General features: G+C 63.8%; 15 protein-coding genes. 9 read left to right on the top strand and 6 right to left on the bottom strand.

What is annotated here, in order from left to right; all coding sequences use genetic code 11:
* Window positions 1–68 precede the first annotated feature (68 nt).
* Window positions 69–941, bottom strand: coding sequence for an NAD(P)-dependent oxidoreductase (locus QRQ56_RS10770; RefSeq protein ID WP_438739670.1), 873 nt, complete (start codon window positions 939–941; stop codon window positions 69–71).
* A 200-nt stretch (window positions 942–1141) separates the two neighbouring features.
* Here QRQ56_RS10770 and QRQ56_RS10765 point away from each other — a divergent pair, with 200 nt between their 5' ends.
* From QRQ56_RS10765 to QRQ56_RS10750, 4 genes are all read left to right on the top strand, one after another.
* Window positions 1142–1579, top strand: a complete 438-nt coding sequence (locus QRQ56_RS10765; RefSeq protein WP_438739668.1) for a VOC family protein — start codon at window positions 1142–1144, stop codon at window positions 1577–1579.
* Between the two features lie 131 nt (window positions 1580–1710).
* The gene (locus tag QRQ56_RS10760) at window positions 1711–2847 is read left to right on the top strand and encodes a P-loop NTPase (protein ID WP_438739666.1); all 1137 of its coding nucleotides are present in this window, start codon (window positions 1711–1713) and stop codon (window positions 2845–2847) included.
* 218 nt (window positions 2848–3065) lie between these two features.
* Window positions 3066–4154 carry a TRAP transporter substrate-binding protein gene (locus tag QRQ56_RS10755; protein ID WP_438739664.1) on the top strand — a complete coding sequence of 363 codons (1089 nt, stop codon included), beginning with the start codon at window positions 3066–3068 and terminating at the stop codon, window positions 4152–4154.
* A gap of 167 nt (window positions 4155–4321) precedes the next feature.
* Window positions 4322–5410, top strand: coding sequence for a TRAP transporter substrate-binding protein (locus QRQ56_RS10750; RefSeq protein ID WP_438739662.1), 1089 nt, complete (start codon window positions 4322–4324; stop codon window positions 5408–5410).
* Between the two features lie 385 nt (window positions 5411–5795).
* On the opposite strand, the gene QRQ56_RS10745 is transcribed toward QRQ56_RS10750, so the two are convergent.
* The 3 genes from QRQ56_RS10745 to QRQ56_RS10735 form a co-directional block, all read right to left on the bottom strand.
* A complete protein-coding gene (locus QRQ56_RS10745) occupies window positions 5796–6821 on the bottom strand; it encodes a DUF1254 domain-containing protein (protein ID WP_438739660.1) in 1026 nt (341 codons plus the stop codon).
* Complete coding sequence (gene bla, locus QRQ56_RS10740; protein ID WP_438739658.1) at window positions 6818–7777, bottom strand: subclass B3 metallo-beta-lactamase; 960 nt, start codon at window positions 7775–7777, stop codon at window positions 6818–6820. Before bla ends, QRQ56_RS10745 begins: the two co-directional genes overlap by 4 nt.
* Before the next feature lie 162 nt (window positions 7778–7939).
* Window positions 7940–9466: an FAD-dependent monooxygenase gene (locus QRQ56_RS10735; protein ID WP_438739656.1), complete on the bottom strand. Its 1527-nt coding sequence runs from the start codon at window positions 9464–9466 to the stop codon at window positions 7940–7942.
* A gap of 630 nt (window positions 9467–10096) precedes the next feature.
* Between QRQ56_RS10735 and QRQ56_RS10730 the strand changes: the two genes are divergently transcribed.
* From QRQ56_RS10730 to QRQ56_RS10710, 5 genes are all read left to right on the top strand, one after another.
* Window positions 10097–10627, top strand: a complete 531-nt coding sequence (locus QRQ56_RS10730; RefSeq protein WP_438740153.1) for a MarR family winged helix-turn-helix transcriptional regulator — start codon at window positions 10097–10099, stop codon at window positions 10625–10627.
* 77 nt (window positions 10628–10704) lie between these two features.
* Window positions 10705–10872 carry a hypothetical protein gene (locus QRQ56_RS10725; RefSeq protein ID WP_438739654.1) on the top strand — a complete coding sequence of 56 codons (168 nt, stop codon included), beginning with the start codon at window positions 10705–10707 and terminating at the stop codon, window positions 10870–10872.
* A complete protein-coding gene (locus QRQ56_RS10720; RefSeq protein WP_438739652.1) occupies window positions 10869–11021 on the top strand; it encodes a hypothetical protein in 153 nt (50 codons plus the stop codon). The genes QRQ56_RS10725 and QRQ56_RS10720 overlap by 4 nt, the downstream gene beginning before the upstream one ends.
* 159 nt (window positions 11022–11180) lie before the next feature.
* Window positions 11181–11855 (top strand): response regulator transcription factor, encoded by a 675-nt coding sequence (locus QRQ56_RS10715; protein ID WP_438739651.1) that lies wholly within the window; start codon window positions 11181–11183, stop codon window positions 11853–11855.
* Between the two features lies 1 nt (window position 11856).
* Window positions 11857–13233 (top strand): ATP-binding protein, encoded by a 1377-nt coding sequence (locus QRQ56_RS10710; protein ID WP_438739649.1) that lies wholly within the window; start codon window positions 11857–11859, stop codon window positions 13231–13233.
* Window positions 13234–13290: 57 nt separating this feature from the next.
* Here the strand turns inward: QRQ56_RS10710 and QRQ56_RS10705 are convergent, their stop codons facing one another.
* Both QRQ56_RS10705 and QRQ56_RS10700 read right to left on the bottom strand, forming a co-directional pair.
* On the bottom strand, window positions 13291–13698 hold the full coding sequence (locus QRQ56_RS10705; protein ID WP_438739647.1) for a hypothetical protein: 408 nt from the start codon (window positions 13696–13698) through the stop codon (window positions 13291–13293).
* 600 nt (window positions 13699–14298) lie between these two features.
* Entirely contained in the window at window positions 14299–15588 is a 1290-nt protein-coding gene (locus QRQ56_RS10700; RefSeq protein WP_438739645.1) for a M20/M25/M40 family metallo-hydrolase, read from the bottom strand.
* Window positions 15589–15657: the final 69 nt, after the last annotated feature.

Raw genomic sequence — 15657 nt, 5'->3', positions numbered from 1 at the left:
TCGCGGCGGGCGCCGCATCGAGGCCCGCGAGGGCCGCAGCTGCCCGGCTGCGGCCGCCATTGCGGTCCTCAGCGTTGCAGGCGTGCGAGCAGGCTCGACGTATCCCAGCGCTTGCCACCCATCTTCTCGACCTCGGAATAGAACTGATCGACCAGCGCGGTGACGGGCAGGTTGGCGCCGTTGCGGCGGGCTTCTGCGATCGCGATCGAGAGGTCCTTGCGCATCCATTCGACTGCGAAGCCGAAATCGTACTTGTCGTCGCTCATGGTCTTGTAGCGGTTCTCCATCTGCCAGGACTGTGCCGCGCCCTTGGAGATGGTCTCGATCACCGCGGCGACGTCGAGGCCGCTCTTCTTGGCGAAGTGGATGCCCTCGGACAGGCCCTGCACCAGACCGGCGATGCAGATCTGGTTGACCATCTTGGTCAGCTGGCCGCTTCCGGCGGGTCCGAGCAGCTTGCACATCCGCGCGTAAGCGCCGGTGATGATGGGCTCGGCGCCGGAATAGGCGTCCTGCGCGCCGCCGCACATCACCGTCAGCACGCCGTTCTCGGCGCCGGCCTGGCCGCCGGAGACCGGCGCATCGACGAATTTGAAACCGGCCTTGGTGGCGGCTGCGTCCAGCTCACGGGCGACTTCGGCGGAGGCGGTGGTGTGGTCGACGAAGGTCGCACCCTTCTTCATGCCGGCGAAGGCGCCGTCGGGGCCGATCGCGACCGCGCGCAGGTCGTTGTCGTTGCCGACGCAGCACATCACGAAATCCTGACCTTCGGCGGCAGCCTTCGGGGTCGCCGCGGTCTTGCCACCGAACTTGTCGGCCCATTCCTTCGCCTTGGCCGCGGTGCGGTTGTAGACGGTGACCTCATGGCCCCCTTTTTTCACGAGGTGTCCGGCCATGGGGAAGCCCATCACGCCGAGACCGAGGAAAGCGACTTTAGCCATGTGTGGTACCTTGTCCGTAGTTTTGAGTTTTTACGGTTGTAGCCGGGCGGGGACACCGGGCGGCGCCCTCGAAGTTCCGCCGCGAGGGCGGATTGGAGGCGCACCATAAACCGTTAAGGGCGGAGGGCAACGGCTTCGTTTGGCGGCCCCCTGTGCTAGGATGGCCGGACCCAAGGACTTCAAAAAAAGGGAGCGAGAGCATGGGCGGTGTGAGCGTTGGCGTCCTCGATCATTTCAACATCCGGACCCGGAATCTGGGCGAGACCGTCCGTTTCTACGAGGATGTGCTGGGGCTGGAAAAAGGCGCCCGGCCGAATTTCGCCTTCCCCGGGGCCTGGATGTACAGCGAGGGCAAGGCGGTGGTGCACCTCGTCGACATTTCGGCGACGGCGGAGCCGCAGAAGCCGGATTCCGGCGTCGTCCATCATGTCGCCTTCGTCAGCACCGGCTTCGACGGCATGAAGCAGCGTCTTTCATCCAAGGGCATGAAATTCGACTCCCGCCAGGTGCCCGGTGGCGAGCTCTGGCAGATCTTCGTCAACGACCCCAACGGGGTCATGATCGAGCTGAATTATGAAGCCGCCAAGGAGCAGGGAGCAGCCCCCGCCGAGATGGCAGGCGATATCGGCAGGCAGTAGCCTTTTGGGCGTTTCCGCTCTAATGGGGCATCCCCAGGGGTCTCGAGCCTGACCACACCGGAATGCCGCTCCGCGCTTTGCGCCGGCGCGGCCCTCCCGGGCCGGATCAGGCTCCGTTCAGGAGATGCGCTTTGAGCGTGACGCAGCAACAGGTTCTCGACAGCCTCGCCAGGATCAAGTCGCCCCGCGGGGTCGCGCTCACCAATGCCAATGTGCTGAGCGCGATCAGCGCGTCCGACGGCAAGGTGTTCTTCTCGATCAATGTCGATGCTGCCGAGGCGAGGGCCTGGGAATCCATCCGGGCCGAGGCCGAGGCCGCCGTGCGCGCCATTCCCGGCGTCACCACGGTCATGGTGGCGCTGACGGCCGAGCGCAAGCCGGGCTCCACCCCGCCTCCGCAACCGAGCCGCGGCACGCCGGGCGTGCAGCCGGTCCATGCCCACAAGCCGCCGCCGCAGGGCGGCGCCCAATCGCCGATGGCCCGCCAGTCCGAGATCCCCGGCGTCGCCGCCGTGATCGCGGTCGCCTCCGGCAAGGGCGGCGTCGGCAAGTCGACCACTGCGCTCAATCTGGCGCTGGGCCTGCGCGACCTCGGCCTCAAGGTCGGCCTGCTCGATGCCGACATCTACGGCCCCTCGGTGCCGCGGCTGACCGGCCTGCACGACAAGCCGGAGCTGAACGACGAGCGCAAGATGATTCCGCTCCGGCGTTTCGGCCTTGCCATCATGTCGATCGGCTTCCTGGTCGAGGAAGAGACCGCGATGATCTGGCGCGGCCCCATGGTGATGTCGGCGGTGACGCAGATGCTGCGCGACGTCGAATGGGGCACGCTCGACGTGCTCGTGGTCGACATGCCGCCGGGCACCGGCGATGCCCAGCTCACCCTGGCGCAGAACGTGCCGCTGAAGGGCGCGGTGATCGTCTCGACCCCGCAGGACCTGTCCCTGATCGACGCCCGCCGCGGCCTTGCCATGTTCAAGAAGGTCAACGTGCCCGTGCTCGGCATCGTCGAGAACATGAGCTATTTCCAGTGCCCTCATTGCGGCACGCGGTCGGACATTTTCGGCCATGGCGGGGCGCGGCACGAGGCCGAGAAGCTTGAGGTGCCGTTCCTCGGCGAGATCCCGCTGCACATGGCGATTCGCGCCACCTCCGATGCCGGCAATCCCGTCGTCGATAGCGAGCCGGACGGTCCCCATGCGGCGATCTACCGCGCCATTGCGGGGCAGGTCCGGGACCAGCTCAAAGGCGTCATCGCACGGGCCTGAGCTGGGCGCCCGCGGCATGGCCCCTCGTTCTTTCGGGGGACATGCGACTTTCGTAGAGCCCCGTCATGCCAATGTCGCGTTCCGAAACCGGGCCTTCCGTGTTAAAGGCCCACGGCAGTCAAGCCCCTTCGGTTCGACGCGGCCATAACGCGTCGCCGGAATGAGCGGCGGCAAAAGAGAAGTTAAGGGGAAACGCCCCAGCAAGGAGAGACCTGAAGATGAAGCGTCGTGATTTTCTCAAAGTGTCGGCAGCAGGCGCGGCGGCGACCGCGGTGGCCTCGCCGGCGATCGCGCAGTCCTCGCCCGAGGTGAAGTGGCGCCTGACTTCGAGCTTCCCGAAATCGCTCGACACCATCTATGGCGGTGCCGAGCAGGTGGCGAAGTACGTCGCCGAGATGACCGACAACAAATTCCAGATCCAGGTGTTCGCCGGCGGTGAAATCGTTCCGGCGCTGCAGGCGCTCGATGCGACCTCCAACGGCACCGTCGAGATGTGCCACACCGTCTCGTACTACTATGTCGGCAAGGACCCGACCTTCGCGATCTACGCCTCGGTGCCGTTCGGCCTCAACGCGCGCCAGCAGAACTCCTGGTGGTACCAGGGCGGCGGCATGGAGCTCGGCAACGAGTTCTTCAAGAAGTCGAACGTGATCGGCTTCCCCTGCGGCAACACCGGCACGCAGATGGGCGGTTGGTTCCGCAAGGAGATCAAGACCGTCGCCGACCTCTCCGGCCTCAAGATGCGCATCGGCGGCATTGCCGGCCAGGTGCTTCAGAAGGTCGGCGTGGTGCCGCAGCAGCTCGCCGGCGGCGACATCTATCCGGCGCTGGAAAAGGGCACCATCGACGCCGCCGAGTGGGTCGGCCCCTATGACGACGAGAAGCTCGGCTTCGCCAAGGTCGCCAAGTACTACTATTATCCGGGCTTCTGGGAGGGCGGTCCGACCGTGCACGCCTTCGCCAACCTGGAGAAGTGGAATTCGCTGCCGAAGAACTACCAGGCGATCCTCACCAACGCGATGACCAATGCCAACACCTGGATGGCCGCGCGTTACGACATGCAGAACCCGGCGGCGCTGAAGCGTCTGGTCGCCGGCGGCACACAGCTTCGTCCCTTCACCAACGAAGTGCTGGAAGCCTGCCTCAAGGCGACCAACGAGCTCTGGGGCGAGATCTCGTCCAAGAACGCCGACTTCAAGAAGTCGATCGACGCGATGCAGGCCTACCGCTCCGACGAATATCTGTGGTGGCAGGTCGCCGAATATACCTACGACAGCTTCATGATCCGCTCGCGCACGCGCGGCTGATCGCTTAAGCCTAAAGTCGCAAGACCGGAAAGCCCGGCCTCCATGGAGGCCGGGCTTTTTGTTTGCCGCAGTGCGATCGGGATGGCATTGGGCCGCGGCTTGCGTCATGCTGGTTCCAAGCCTCGACAAGAAGGCTCACAATCACTGTTACATCAGGGCAGGAAATCATGAAGAGAAGAGACTTCATCAAGGTCACAGGACTTGGTGCGGCTGGCGCAGCCACGCTCGCGGCTCCCGCGATCGCGCAATCGACGCCGGAAATCAAATGGCGCATGCCGACGAGCTGGCCGAAATCCCTCGACACGCTGTTTGGCGGCGCCGAGGCGATGTGCAAGATGGTCGCGGAAGCGACCGACAACAAATTCCAGATCCAGATCTTCGCGGCGGGCGAGATCGTGCCGGGCCTGCAGGTGCTCGACGCCGTGCAGAACGGCACCTGCGAAATCGGCCACACCGCCTCCTACTATTATTTCGGCAAGGACCCGACCTTCACGTTTGGCTCGGCCGTGCCGTTCGGTCCCAACATGCGCATCAACCAGGCCTGGTACATGCAGGGCGGCGGGCGCGAGGTGCTCAACGAGTTCTACAAGAGCTACAACGTCACGTCGCTGCTCGCGGGCAACACCGGCTGCCAGATGGGCGGCTGGTTCAGGAAAGAGGTCAACACGCCCGACGATCTCAAGGGCATGAAATTCCGCGTCGGCGGCTTTGCCGGCCGCGTGCTGCAGAAGCTCGGCGTGGTGCCGCAGCAGCTTGCCGGCGGTGACATCTATCCGGCACTGGAGAAGGGCACCATCGACGCCGCCGAATGGGTCGGCCCCTATGACGACGAGAAGCTCGGCTTCTACAAGATCGCGCCGCACTACTACTATCCCGGCTGGTGGGAAGGCGGGCCGATGCTGCTGGCCTTCGTCAATCTCGACAAGTGGAACGCGCTGCCGAAACATTACCAGAGCGTGCTGGAGCAGGCCGGCCACTACGCCAACAACTACATGATGGCACGCTACGACACCGCCAATCCGCTGGCGTTGAAGAAGCTGCTCGCCGGCGGCACCAAGCTGCATCCGTTCTCGCCGTCGATCATGGATGCCTGCCACAAGGCCGCTAAGGAGCTGCACGCCGAGGTCGCTGCGACCAACCCCAACTTCAAGAAGGTGCACGACTCCCTCGCCAAGTTCACGAGCGACGGCTACGCCTGGTTCCAGGTCGCCGAGGTCGGCTACGACATCTTCATGGCGCGGCGCTCGCAGAGCTGATCAGGTCGTCTCTCACAGACAACGCCCCGGTGCGTAAGCTCCGGGGCGTTGTCATGTGTGGAGGCGAGACCCAAAAGTTGAAAAACAACCCCATGCACAGTAGCCAATCGCTTGATAAGTCATGGGAAAAGATTCGTGCGCCAAGCGCCCTGCGCGGAGCCGGAGCGGTGCTGTGGTTGACCCGTCGGGCAAAACAGACGTGGAAGCGTCAATCGAATAATCCGAAGCAGAATTCGTCGAGGTCGGGCGGAACATGACGATGAGCTTTGATCCCGCGGCCGTTCAAAGGAGACGCTTTTCACGACCACGACGTGCGCTCAGGCGAGGGGCGGCGATCGTAGAAATCCACCGTTCACTTCGATAAGCCAAGAAACGGAGCGGACGATCACATTGCTTGCGGCACCGGCAGCTTCCAGCTTCCGTCGAGGATCTCCTTGCGGGGGCGATAGAGCCGGACGGTGTAATTCCATCCCTTCATGATCGGCAGGCAATTCGACGTCGTTCTCTCGCAACCGCCGAACTGGATAACAAAGGCGCCGCTCGCGTCAGGCTTTGCCGTCATGTTGTTGAGGGAGTAAGCGCCGAGCGCGTTCTTCTGGAAGAAGCCTTTCCCGTCGTAGAGGCTGACCGACCAGAAGCCGTCGACTGGCACATCCTTGAGGGTCAGGCGATAGGCGGTTTTTCCATCGTTCTTCGGCGGGTAGTAGCTTTGATAGTCGGCGGCGCTACGCGGATTTCCGCCCCAGCCGATTGCCGTTCCGATGAGATGATCGACCGGATCCACTTCACCCTTCTTGCCAAAGCGTTCGACGATGTTGCCCAGAGAGCCGAGCGTTTCGAGTGCGCGACGCGCCTTGTCCTGGGAATCCCTATCCCATGCCGGCACTTCAAATCGACCCGCGCTCGCCTGGTCGACCCGGATATCATCCTGCACGGCATTCGCCGCCTTCACATCGTCGGCGTCTTCCGAATTCGCGAGCGTCCGGATGATGACGTAGACGTAACGCGTGCCGACCTGGTCCCTGGTGTATTTGAACGTACCTGGACCGTAAACCACTGCCGTCGTGTAATGATCCTGCGAGATCACCTGCATCGACATGAAGCGTTTGCCGGCGTCCGGCATGGTGATCGCGATCGGTGCGGCATCGAGATCGAACACGCCGGAGGAATACAAGGTGTCGCGATTCATGCGCACCACGTCCTGTTTATCGATCGATGCCACAGCGCGACGATGCCGCAATTTGCCGAAGGCGCCGTCATCGACCGCAGCCTTGCGGAAATAGAGGTTGGTTTCGGCGCGGACGAAATTGTGCACGTCGACCGGCGTCGGTGTTTTCGCGCGGCCTTCGGCGACGGCTGGTCCGGCCAACAGAGCGAAAAGAAGCGATAGCGGGATAACGCGCCCGATCATTTGCCGGCTCCCTTTGCGACTCCCAATTCTTCATCGACCTCGTCCTCAAAGGCGCGCTTTTTGCCGACGATGAAACGGCGGTATCCTTCCGGATCGATCCAGGCCTTGACGCCCTCCGTCTTCGCGCGCTCGCGCTTGCCTTCGAGGTCGTAATATTCGTTGTGTTGCGCGAGCCAGATGTCCGGCTTCAGCATCTCCAGCGCGTGATGGGTGCGGCGGTAATCGTCGGCGATGCCTGGATAAGATGGATCTTTCGCCAGCCGGTAACCGGGATTGAATCCCGCGCCGTCGGGAAAGACGACGACATAAGATTTGCCATCGACCACGAGGTTGGCAACCCAGGTCGTCGCGCCCCTGGTGTGACCGGGCGTGTGGTAGGCAGTCAGCAGCACGTCGCCCATCTTGATGCTGTCGCCGTCGCGCAGGACGCGGTCGACCTTCGCCGCCGGATAGGTGAGGTCGTTGGCATATTTGAAGTCGTTGGCGTCTCCACTCTCCATCGCCGCAACGTCGTCCTTCATGACGGCAAGCTCGCCGCCGTACTGTGCTTTCAGCCAAGCGAAGGCGCCGGCATGGTCCGCGTGAGCGTGACCGTTGATCATGAGCTTGACGTCCTCGGGCTTGAACCCGAGCTTGCGAATGGAGTCGACGATCATCGGTCCCGAGGAGGGCATCCCGGTGTTCATCAGGATATGCCCCTCGGACGTCGTGAAGAGAAAGACACCGAGCCCCTTCGTTCCGACGAAGTAGATTGGGCCAACAATCCTGACCGGTTCGGCAGGCTCTTCCCACTTCAGCGCTTTCGCGGCCAGCGTGATGAAGAGGTTATTGTCGTTCGCCAGTTGCTCTTTCGTCGGCAGATGAGAGGGAAGCGTCTGGGTCAGGGCAGGGGCCGTGGCGAAATAGAGGACGGTCGCTGCACTCAGTGCGGCTCTAATTCGGTTTGGAGAGGCCATTTTCAACTCCAGCGAGCGCCGTTCTCCCGGTCCTACTCAGCATACGCAGAAAAACAGCGATTGGAAGGCGGAGGTCATTTCCGCGATCACCGCTGTTGCCGCCGATCGGAACGTCGTCGACATCGCTGCAAGACTGCCGCGCAGCCGACGACGCAAACGGCTTCAGCCGGCATTGGGCCCCCCGAACCATCGCGCTGCGGTCCGAGACGCTTCCTCGGTGTCGGCTGCCTGTTCGCTGGCCCAGGCCACGATTCCGTCGGGGCGCACGAGCAAGGCGATCAGGCCCAATCGATCCCTGATCTCGCTGGCGACATAGTCGATCCGGCCGCGCCAGCGGCTCGCAAGCGCTTGAAACGATGGCTGCGCGCCGAAATCCAGCAACAGCCCTTTCCCCGTTCTGAGGAGCTCGCTCAGTCTCGTCCCATCGGCGAGTTCAAAGTCGGGCGCACTTCGCCCCACCAACGGATGTCCTCCGCCAAGGTCATAGCGGAGGGACACGCCCCATACGCGCGCGGCGAAGTAGGTCGCGCCGTCGCGCGTGTCGATGAGATCGCGGACGATGGCTTCGAGCGCGCGCGAGCTCCTGCCGGGGCGCATCAGCCCGACCTGGGCACGCGACCAGTCGAGGATCTGTGCTCCGACAGGATGTCGCTCGGTCGAATAGCTGTCGAGCAGCCCGGCGGGCGCTTCGCCGCGAATCGTTGCCGCGAGTTTCCATCCGAGGTTCACGGCATCGCCGAGGCCGAGGTTCAGGCCTTGGCCGCCCAGCGGCGAATGGATGTGCGCGGCGTCACCGGCCAGCAAGACGCGGCCGGCGCGATAGTTCGTTGCCTGACAGGCGCGGTCGGTCCAGGTGGTGGCGAGCTGCAGGGCCGTCACCGTCAGATCGATGCCTGAAATCCGGCGCAGCACCGCCTTGACATGCTCGCGCTTCAGTTCGCTGCGGTGGGCGGCGCCGCCGTCGAAATCGACCATCGCGATCGTCCCCGGCGCGGCATATGTGTACATCCCCGATGGCGTGTAATGACGACCCGGCTGAAGCAAGGCCGCATCGGCCAGCTCGACCTGCACGGAATAGCCGGTGAATTCCGGATCGGTCCCGGCGAAGCCGATGCCGGCCGCCTTCCGCACGCTGCTGCGTCCGCCGTCGCAACCAACGAGCCAACGGCCATGGACGGTTTCGCCCGCCGTATCGACAGTCACGCGATCGATGGATTGGCTGAAAGCCTCGACGCTCCAGCCGCGCCGGATCTCCGCGCCCAGCGTCTCGGCGCGGATCGCAAGGACGGCCTCGATGCTCTCCATGTCGGCCGCGACGCTTCCGATCGGGCCGGGCAGGCGATACGGCCATTGCGTTGCGTCGATCTGATCGTGGAAGAACTGGATGCCGGCGAAATGACCCCCGGCGCGACGCTGCTGCTGCATCCAGTGCGACGCCGGCTTTTCTCGGCTCGCCGCACGAGCTTTCAAAGGCTCCAGCAAGCCACGGCGATCGAAGCTCTCGATCGTCGGCACCGAAAGACCACGCAACCCGAAAGGCAGGCTCTTCAGCGGCGAGTGCGGGTGCTGCGCCTTTTCCAGGATCAGCACCGAACAGCCGGTCATGCGCAACTCGCAAGCCAGAAAGAGGCCAACGGGACCGGCGCCGGCGATGATGACGTCATAGAGGGGAGTGTCGGGGATCTGCATAAATTGCTCCGCTGTCGATGTTCGACCGGAGCGTTTCCCAGACCTGAGGACCTCACGGACGAACGCCTGACCGCTTGAATAGCGATCATGTTCGTCGCGGGGATCTCAGCCATGAGGCCAAAGACCAGAGCTTTCGTTACCGAAAGGACTTGGGCTTACCAAACCAAGTCTGCCTTTTCCGACGTGGGCAATTTAGCCGTTCGGTCGCAGCCGCGTCAATGGAGCGCCTGTGCGGCTTTCCACGCGTTGCCGGTGCAGCACATGTTAGCTGCAGACGAAGATATTCGGCCGAGAGCGGGATCGATGCGCCAGAGGCGGGTGAAGTATTGTTCGATGCGCTGTGATTGAGCGCGCGTAACTTTGACGTGAGCGCGGTGCGTAGTTTTGCGGTGTTCCTTTCGCGGAACGATCGGGCTAATCGGACTATCTCAATCGGGCTGGAGTCGCGGCCTCAGGCGCATTGCTGCGCCGTCCCGACTTCACGGTACGATATACCGGACTCAACCAGTCCCGACCAACATTCAGCATTCACCAAATGCGGCAACATCTCGATCCCCTGATCGCGATGCGAACGGCCGTTTTCCGTCGGCATTATTGCTGAGCATATCAACTGAAATCGTACAACTCCTCGTGCAATCGGCCGGCAGCTGGCTGTTCGAAGGCACGCGGTCCGGCCTCAGCGACCGCGAATGGATGGCCTTGCGCTTTCTGGCTCTCGCAAACAGGCTGTCGCGGACGCCGACGGCGCTCGCCGGCTTTCTGGGGACGACGCGCGGCGGCGCGTCTCAGATTACCGCCGTGCTCCTCGACAAGGGATTGGTGGTCCGCAAGCCCTCGGCAGAGGACAAGCGCTCGATCACGCTATGTGTCACGGCCGAAGGCGAGAAGTTTCTGAAGCGCGATCCGATCAACGCCCTGGGCGATCAGATCGTGGCCCTCGAGAGCTGCGATCGATCTCGGCTGCGCGATACGCTTCGCCGCGTCCTCGTTGGGCTCGATGTTGCCGAGCGCCGTCATCATACGGACGTGTGCGGTCAATGCGTTTTTCTGGTCGAGAGCGGGGAGGGCAAAGACCCTCACTTCAAGTGCCGGCTGTTTCGTAAAGCGATCTCCCCGAAGGAGACGAGCCAGCTGTGCACCTATTTCGAGGGGCGCACCTGAAAAGAGCTTCCCGGCCGCGGCGCAATCGCCCTTGAACCTCATTCCGGCGGATAACGTCAAACCCGGGATGCTTAAAGGTGCCTGCCTTGTCCGCGAGCCTGATCGATCTCTTCCACGTCCCGACGCTGATCCTTGCCTGGGTCTTCACGCTTGCACTGACGGCCGGGCCAGTGCTGCTGACATTCCTGAATAACGAGCCGGTCACGCGTGGGCGGTCCTGCAAGCTGCCGCGAGCTTCATCATGACGGGGGGCTGGCTGACATTTGGCTCCGTTGCCATCAACGCCTACGAGCATGGCCTGATCTCGCTGCCCGTGAGCATCCTCGCAGTCGCGTGCATGTTTGCCGGTGCGACCGGCAGCACGTTCCTGATCGAGCGGCGGTGCCCCCGGTGAGCAGGCCTGGCGTCCGTCCGCCGGCTTACACGAAACTGACAAAGCACGAAAAGGCAGGCAAAGCCTGCCTTTTTGCTGGCTGAAACCGGGCGAATGATGGAAGACAGCGAGAATGCGGCGCGAGCCGTGCACTGATCTGGCTATTTCCGCGGGACTGCAATGCGCCTTCTGATCGTCGAGGACAATGCCGAGCTGTCGCGGCTCGTCGCGGGCGGACTGGCGGCGGCCGGCTACCAGAGCGACATCGTGGGCAGCGCGGCCGAGGCGCGCGAGGCGGTCAGCAGCGTCAGCTATGCCGCGATGATCCTCGATCTCGGGCTGCCCGACGGCGACGGCCTGTCGGTGCTGCGCGAGCTGCGCCTCAAGATGGAGCCGCTCCCCGTGCTGGTGCTGACGGCGCGCGGCGGCCTGCAGGACCGCGTCAACGGCCTGCGCAGCGGGGCCGACGACTATCTCGCAAAACCGTTCGCGATGGAGGAGCTGATCGCGCGGCTGGAGGCGATCCTGCGCCGGCCCGGCCAGCTGCTCGGCCGCTCGCTTAGCCTGGCCAATCTCGTCTACGACACCGAGAGCCGGCAGATTTTCGTCGACGACCAGCCGCGGATCATCTCCGCGCGCGAGACCTCGGTGCTCGAGATCCTCTTGCGCCGGCAGGGGCGGGTGGTGCCGAAGAAGAACGTCGAGGACCACATCTTCGGGCTGGACGGCGAGGTCGCCTCCAACGCGGTCGAGGTCTATGTCTCGCGGCTGCGCAAGCAGCTCGCCGAACACGGCGCCAAGGTCGTGATCCATACCATCCGCGGTGTCGGCTATCTCATGGACGTGGAGAAATAGCGTGGCGCGGATCGGATCCAGCGCGGGGTCCCAAGCCGGATCGTATGGGAGGTCGCCGACCTTCAAGTCGCTGATCTGGCGCATCGTGTTCCTGCATATCCTGGCGGTCGCGGTGGTCGCGATCTTCCTGCCGCTGGTGCTGTTCTGGCTGCTCAATTCCGAGATCGACCAGCTGCATCGCGACGCCATGCGTGCCCAGGCCGAAGTGCTGGCGGAGCGCATCGTCGTACAGCCGGACGGGATGTTGACGTTCAATCTGCCCGACAGCCTCAGGGGCCTCTATTCGGACGCCTATGGCCGCTATCAGTACGACATTCGCGATGCCGACGGCCGCCTGCTGTTCTCCTCGCACCGGCGTTCCGCGCCTGCGGCAACGCGCCTGTCGGAGAGCATTTCCGGCGCCACGGTCACGCGCGATATCGACGGCAAGACGGTGCGGATCCAGGTCGCCGAGGACCTCGCGCACCGCGACGTCATCATCGACGACATCGTCTCGAATTTCTTCCGCCGCGTGGGGTGGATCACGATCCCGATCCTGTTGATCCTGCTCGCCACCGACATCATTATCTTCCGCCGGGCCATCGCGCCGCTGTGGAAGGCATCCGAGAAGGCGAGCAATATCGGCCCGGCGCGCACCGACATCCGCCTGCCGACCGAGCAGATTCCGCGCGAGATCCTGCCGCTGGTCACCGCCGTCAACCAGGCGCTCGACCGGCTCGAGGACGGCTTCCGGGTGCAGCGGCAATTCACGGCGGACGCCGCGCATCAGCTGCGCACGCCGCTCGCGATCCTGCGCACGCGGATCGAGACGCTCGACGATCGCGCGGCGCGGCAGGCGCTGCATGCCGACATCGAGGCCATGAGCCGCATCGTCGCCCAGCTCCTGGAGATCGCTGAGCTCGACACCCTGGTGCTTGATCCCGGCGAGACCGCGGATCTGCGCGCCGTCTGCGCCGATGTGGTCGCCGCGATCGCGCCGTTCGCGATCGCCAAGCACAAGGACATCGCGCTGAAGGGCACCGACGCGCCGGTGCTGATTCACGGCAATGCGGAGATGCTGCAGCGCGCGATCTTCAACCTCGCCGAAAACGCTATCAAGTTCACCGCAACGAATACGTCGGTGGACGTCGAGGTGCGCGAGGACGGCTCGATGCGGGTGCGCGATTGCGGCCCGGGCATCGCGGAGGCCGAGCGCGAGCTGATCTTCCAGCGCTTCTGGCGCGCCGACCGCCAGCGCAGCGACGGCGCCGGCCTCGGGCTTTCCATCGTGCGCGCGGTGGCGGACGACCATGCCGCGACGATCGCGGTGGTGAATCTTCCCGAAGGCGGAGCCGAGTTCACGCTGCGGTTTCGGCTGGCTGGCTCGGCGTCGACCTGAAGAGATCGGACCGTCGGTCTGTCTCTCGACTCGCGCGACCTGCAGCTTCGCTCGGCCTCACCGCTGCCCCTCGAGCCCCGCAATATTCGCCTTCACCTTTTTTGCCAGATCCGGAAAGGGCAGGCACGCGCCGACATAGGGGTCGTTGGATTTCGGCTTGTCCGCTGGCTCGGCGACCAGTTCCTTGAGCTGACTGAGATTCTTTTCGTCGATGCGATCCATGCAAGCGGCAGCGTAAATCGCCCTGTCGCATTTCTCGATATCATCGGGCAATCGAAGCGAGACGTATTTGATCCTGGATTGCTGGAATTTCCTGAGCGCTGCCTTGTAGTCATTGGCTTTGTAGGCGACGTGCCCTTCGTCGAAGAGAGCCCTGCCTTCGCGATGAACAATGCGCTCGGCGTCTGTCTCCGAGCGGGCCGGCGAGACGTTTTGAAGGACAAGGACAACGGTCAGAAAAAGCAATGATCTCATATCGCCCCCACGTATAATGGGACGATACTATTGGAAACGCGCAGGGAATGTCCACGGACGCGGTCCGGAAGTCGTGATGACGGACCGATCGAGTTCCTGAAGGCGCTGCGGCCTCGACGGGAGTGTTCACACCCTTGAAGGGCGAGAAACACGCGAGGTCCGTTTTGACCCGGAGCCGCTATTTCATCGCCGACTAATCGGAGTGGTTACGTGTCTGGCCACCCCACGACTTGGCAAGATGGGCGGCTCCTCTGCCTCCTGCAACTCCGCCCAGACCGAGGCACACAAGCGTTCCCATGAAGACGAGGTAAGTCCAATCACTGTGAATGCCTCCCGGTGCATGAGCAAGAAGCGAGAAGCCGAGCACCAGGGCTCCATATCCAAGTGCGGCTGCTCCCAGTACGAAGCCCACCAAACCTGCGAAGATGACGACGAACGACGCGCGTTCTACTGCTCCCATCCGATTATCCCCCCTCGAATGCCGAGAGGTTCACGCTACCAGAGCCCGATCGACTTCGGCTAGCCGCTTTCGGTCTGACGAACGGTCTCCGCTCTCGATCGAGCTGAGGGCCGAGCGCGGCGAGGGCGCCACTATTTCAGCTTGCCGCTCGACACATCCATGATCATGCGCGTGGCCAGATACAGCCGCGGCACGATGCTGCCCACCTGCACATATTCGGCATCGTTGGAATGCGCGCCGAAGCCCGACAGGCCCATGCCTTCCACCACCGCGCCCTTGGTCCTGAGCGCGGCGAAAGCGGCGTCGGTGCCGCCGCCGGTCGCCCGCTCGTCGACCCTGAGGGTCATTCCGAGTTCCGCATAGATCGACTTGCCGTGGGCGGCGACCTGGCGCGAGGCCTCGTGGGCTTCGAGCGGTGGGCGGCGCACCTCGAACTTCAGGTCGACCTTGGAATCGGGCAGCAGGCGGTTCTTGATCTTGTCTTGCAGCGCCTTCTGCAACGCGTCGAAGTCGGACACCTTGAGCGCGCGCGCATCGGCCTGGGCCGTGGCCTCCGCGGGGATCACGTTGCGGTTGGTGCCCGACTTGGAGACCGTCCAGTTCAGCTTCAGGCCCTGCTCGGGCTTAGACAGGTCCTTCATCTGCAGCACCTGGTGCGAAAGCTCGTACAGCGCGTTCACGCCGCCCTCGGGCCTTGCGCCCGCATGCGAGGACTTGCCGTGCACGGTGAGATAGGCCGAGCCGATGCCGCTAGTTGCGAGGCGCAGCAAGCCGTCGGTGCCGCCGCCCTCGAACGAGAACACCGCGTCCTGATCGGATGCGAATTTGGTGATGGTGCTGCGCCAGCCGGGGGAGGAGATCTCCTCGTCGCCGTTCGTCAGCACCGTGAGCGTGCCGTAATCTCTGAAGCTCAGCTTCTGCAGCAGGGCCACGGTGTGGAGAATGAGCGCGACACCCTGCTTGTCGTCGGCGATGCCGAGACCGTAGGCCTTGTCGCCGTCGACGCGGAACGGCTGGTCCTTCAGCATGCCCTTCAGGTACACCGTGTCCATATGGGCGATCAGCATGATCTTTTTGCTGCCCGTGCCCTTGAATACGGCGTGCACGGCCGGCCCGATTGTCTCGGGCGTGTCGTCGAGGCGGGTGATGTCGGTGGGCTGCAGGATCTCCACGTCGCCGCCGAGCTGCTTGAGCTGACCCGCGACGCGCTCGGCGATCTGGTTCAGGCCCTCGATGTCCTTGCTGCCAGATTCGATGTTGACGAGATCGCGCAGCGTGTCGAGCAGCGGCTGCTGTTCCTTCTGCGCCAGCGCGTGAACATCGGCGACCGGCTCGGCCCGCACCATCGTTGCCGCACAGGTCAGCCAGAGCGAGGCGGTCAATGCGCGAAGGAGCGAGGGGGCAGGGTGCGAACGGAGCATGAGCGGCCATCCATGGGCTAGGGATGGCTCGGTATGCCCCCGTTTCCGGTGCTTGTCACGCACGCCGCC

The organism is Bradyrhizobium sp. U531, assembly GCF_051710265.1.
GTDB lineage: Bacteria > Pseudomonadota > Alphaproteobacteria > Rhizobiales > Xanthobacteraceae > Bradyrhizobium.
This window is presented reverse-complemented; position numbering and strand designations above follow the sequence as displayed.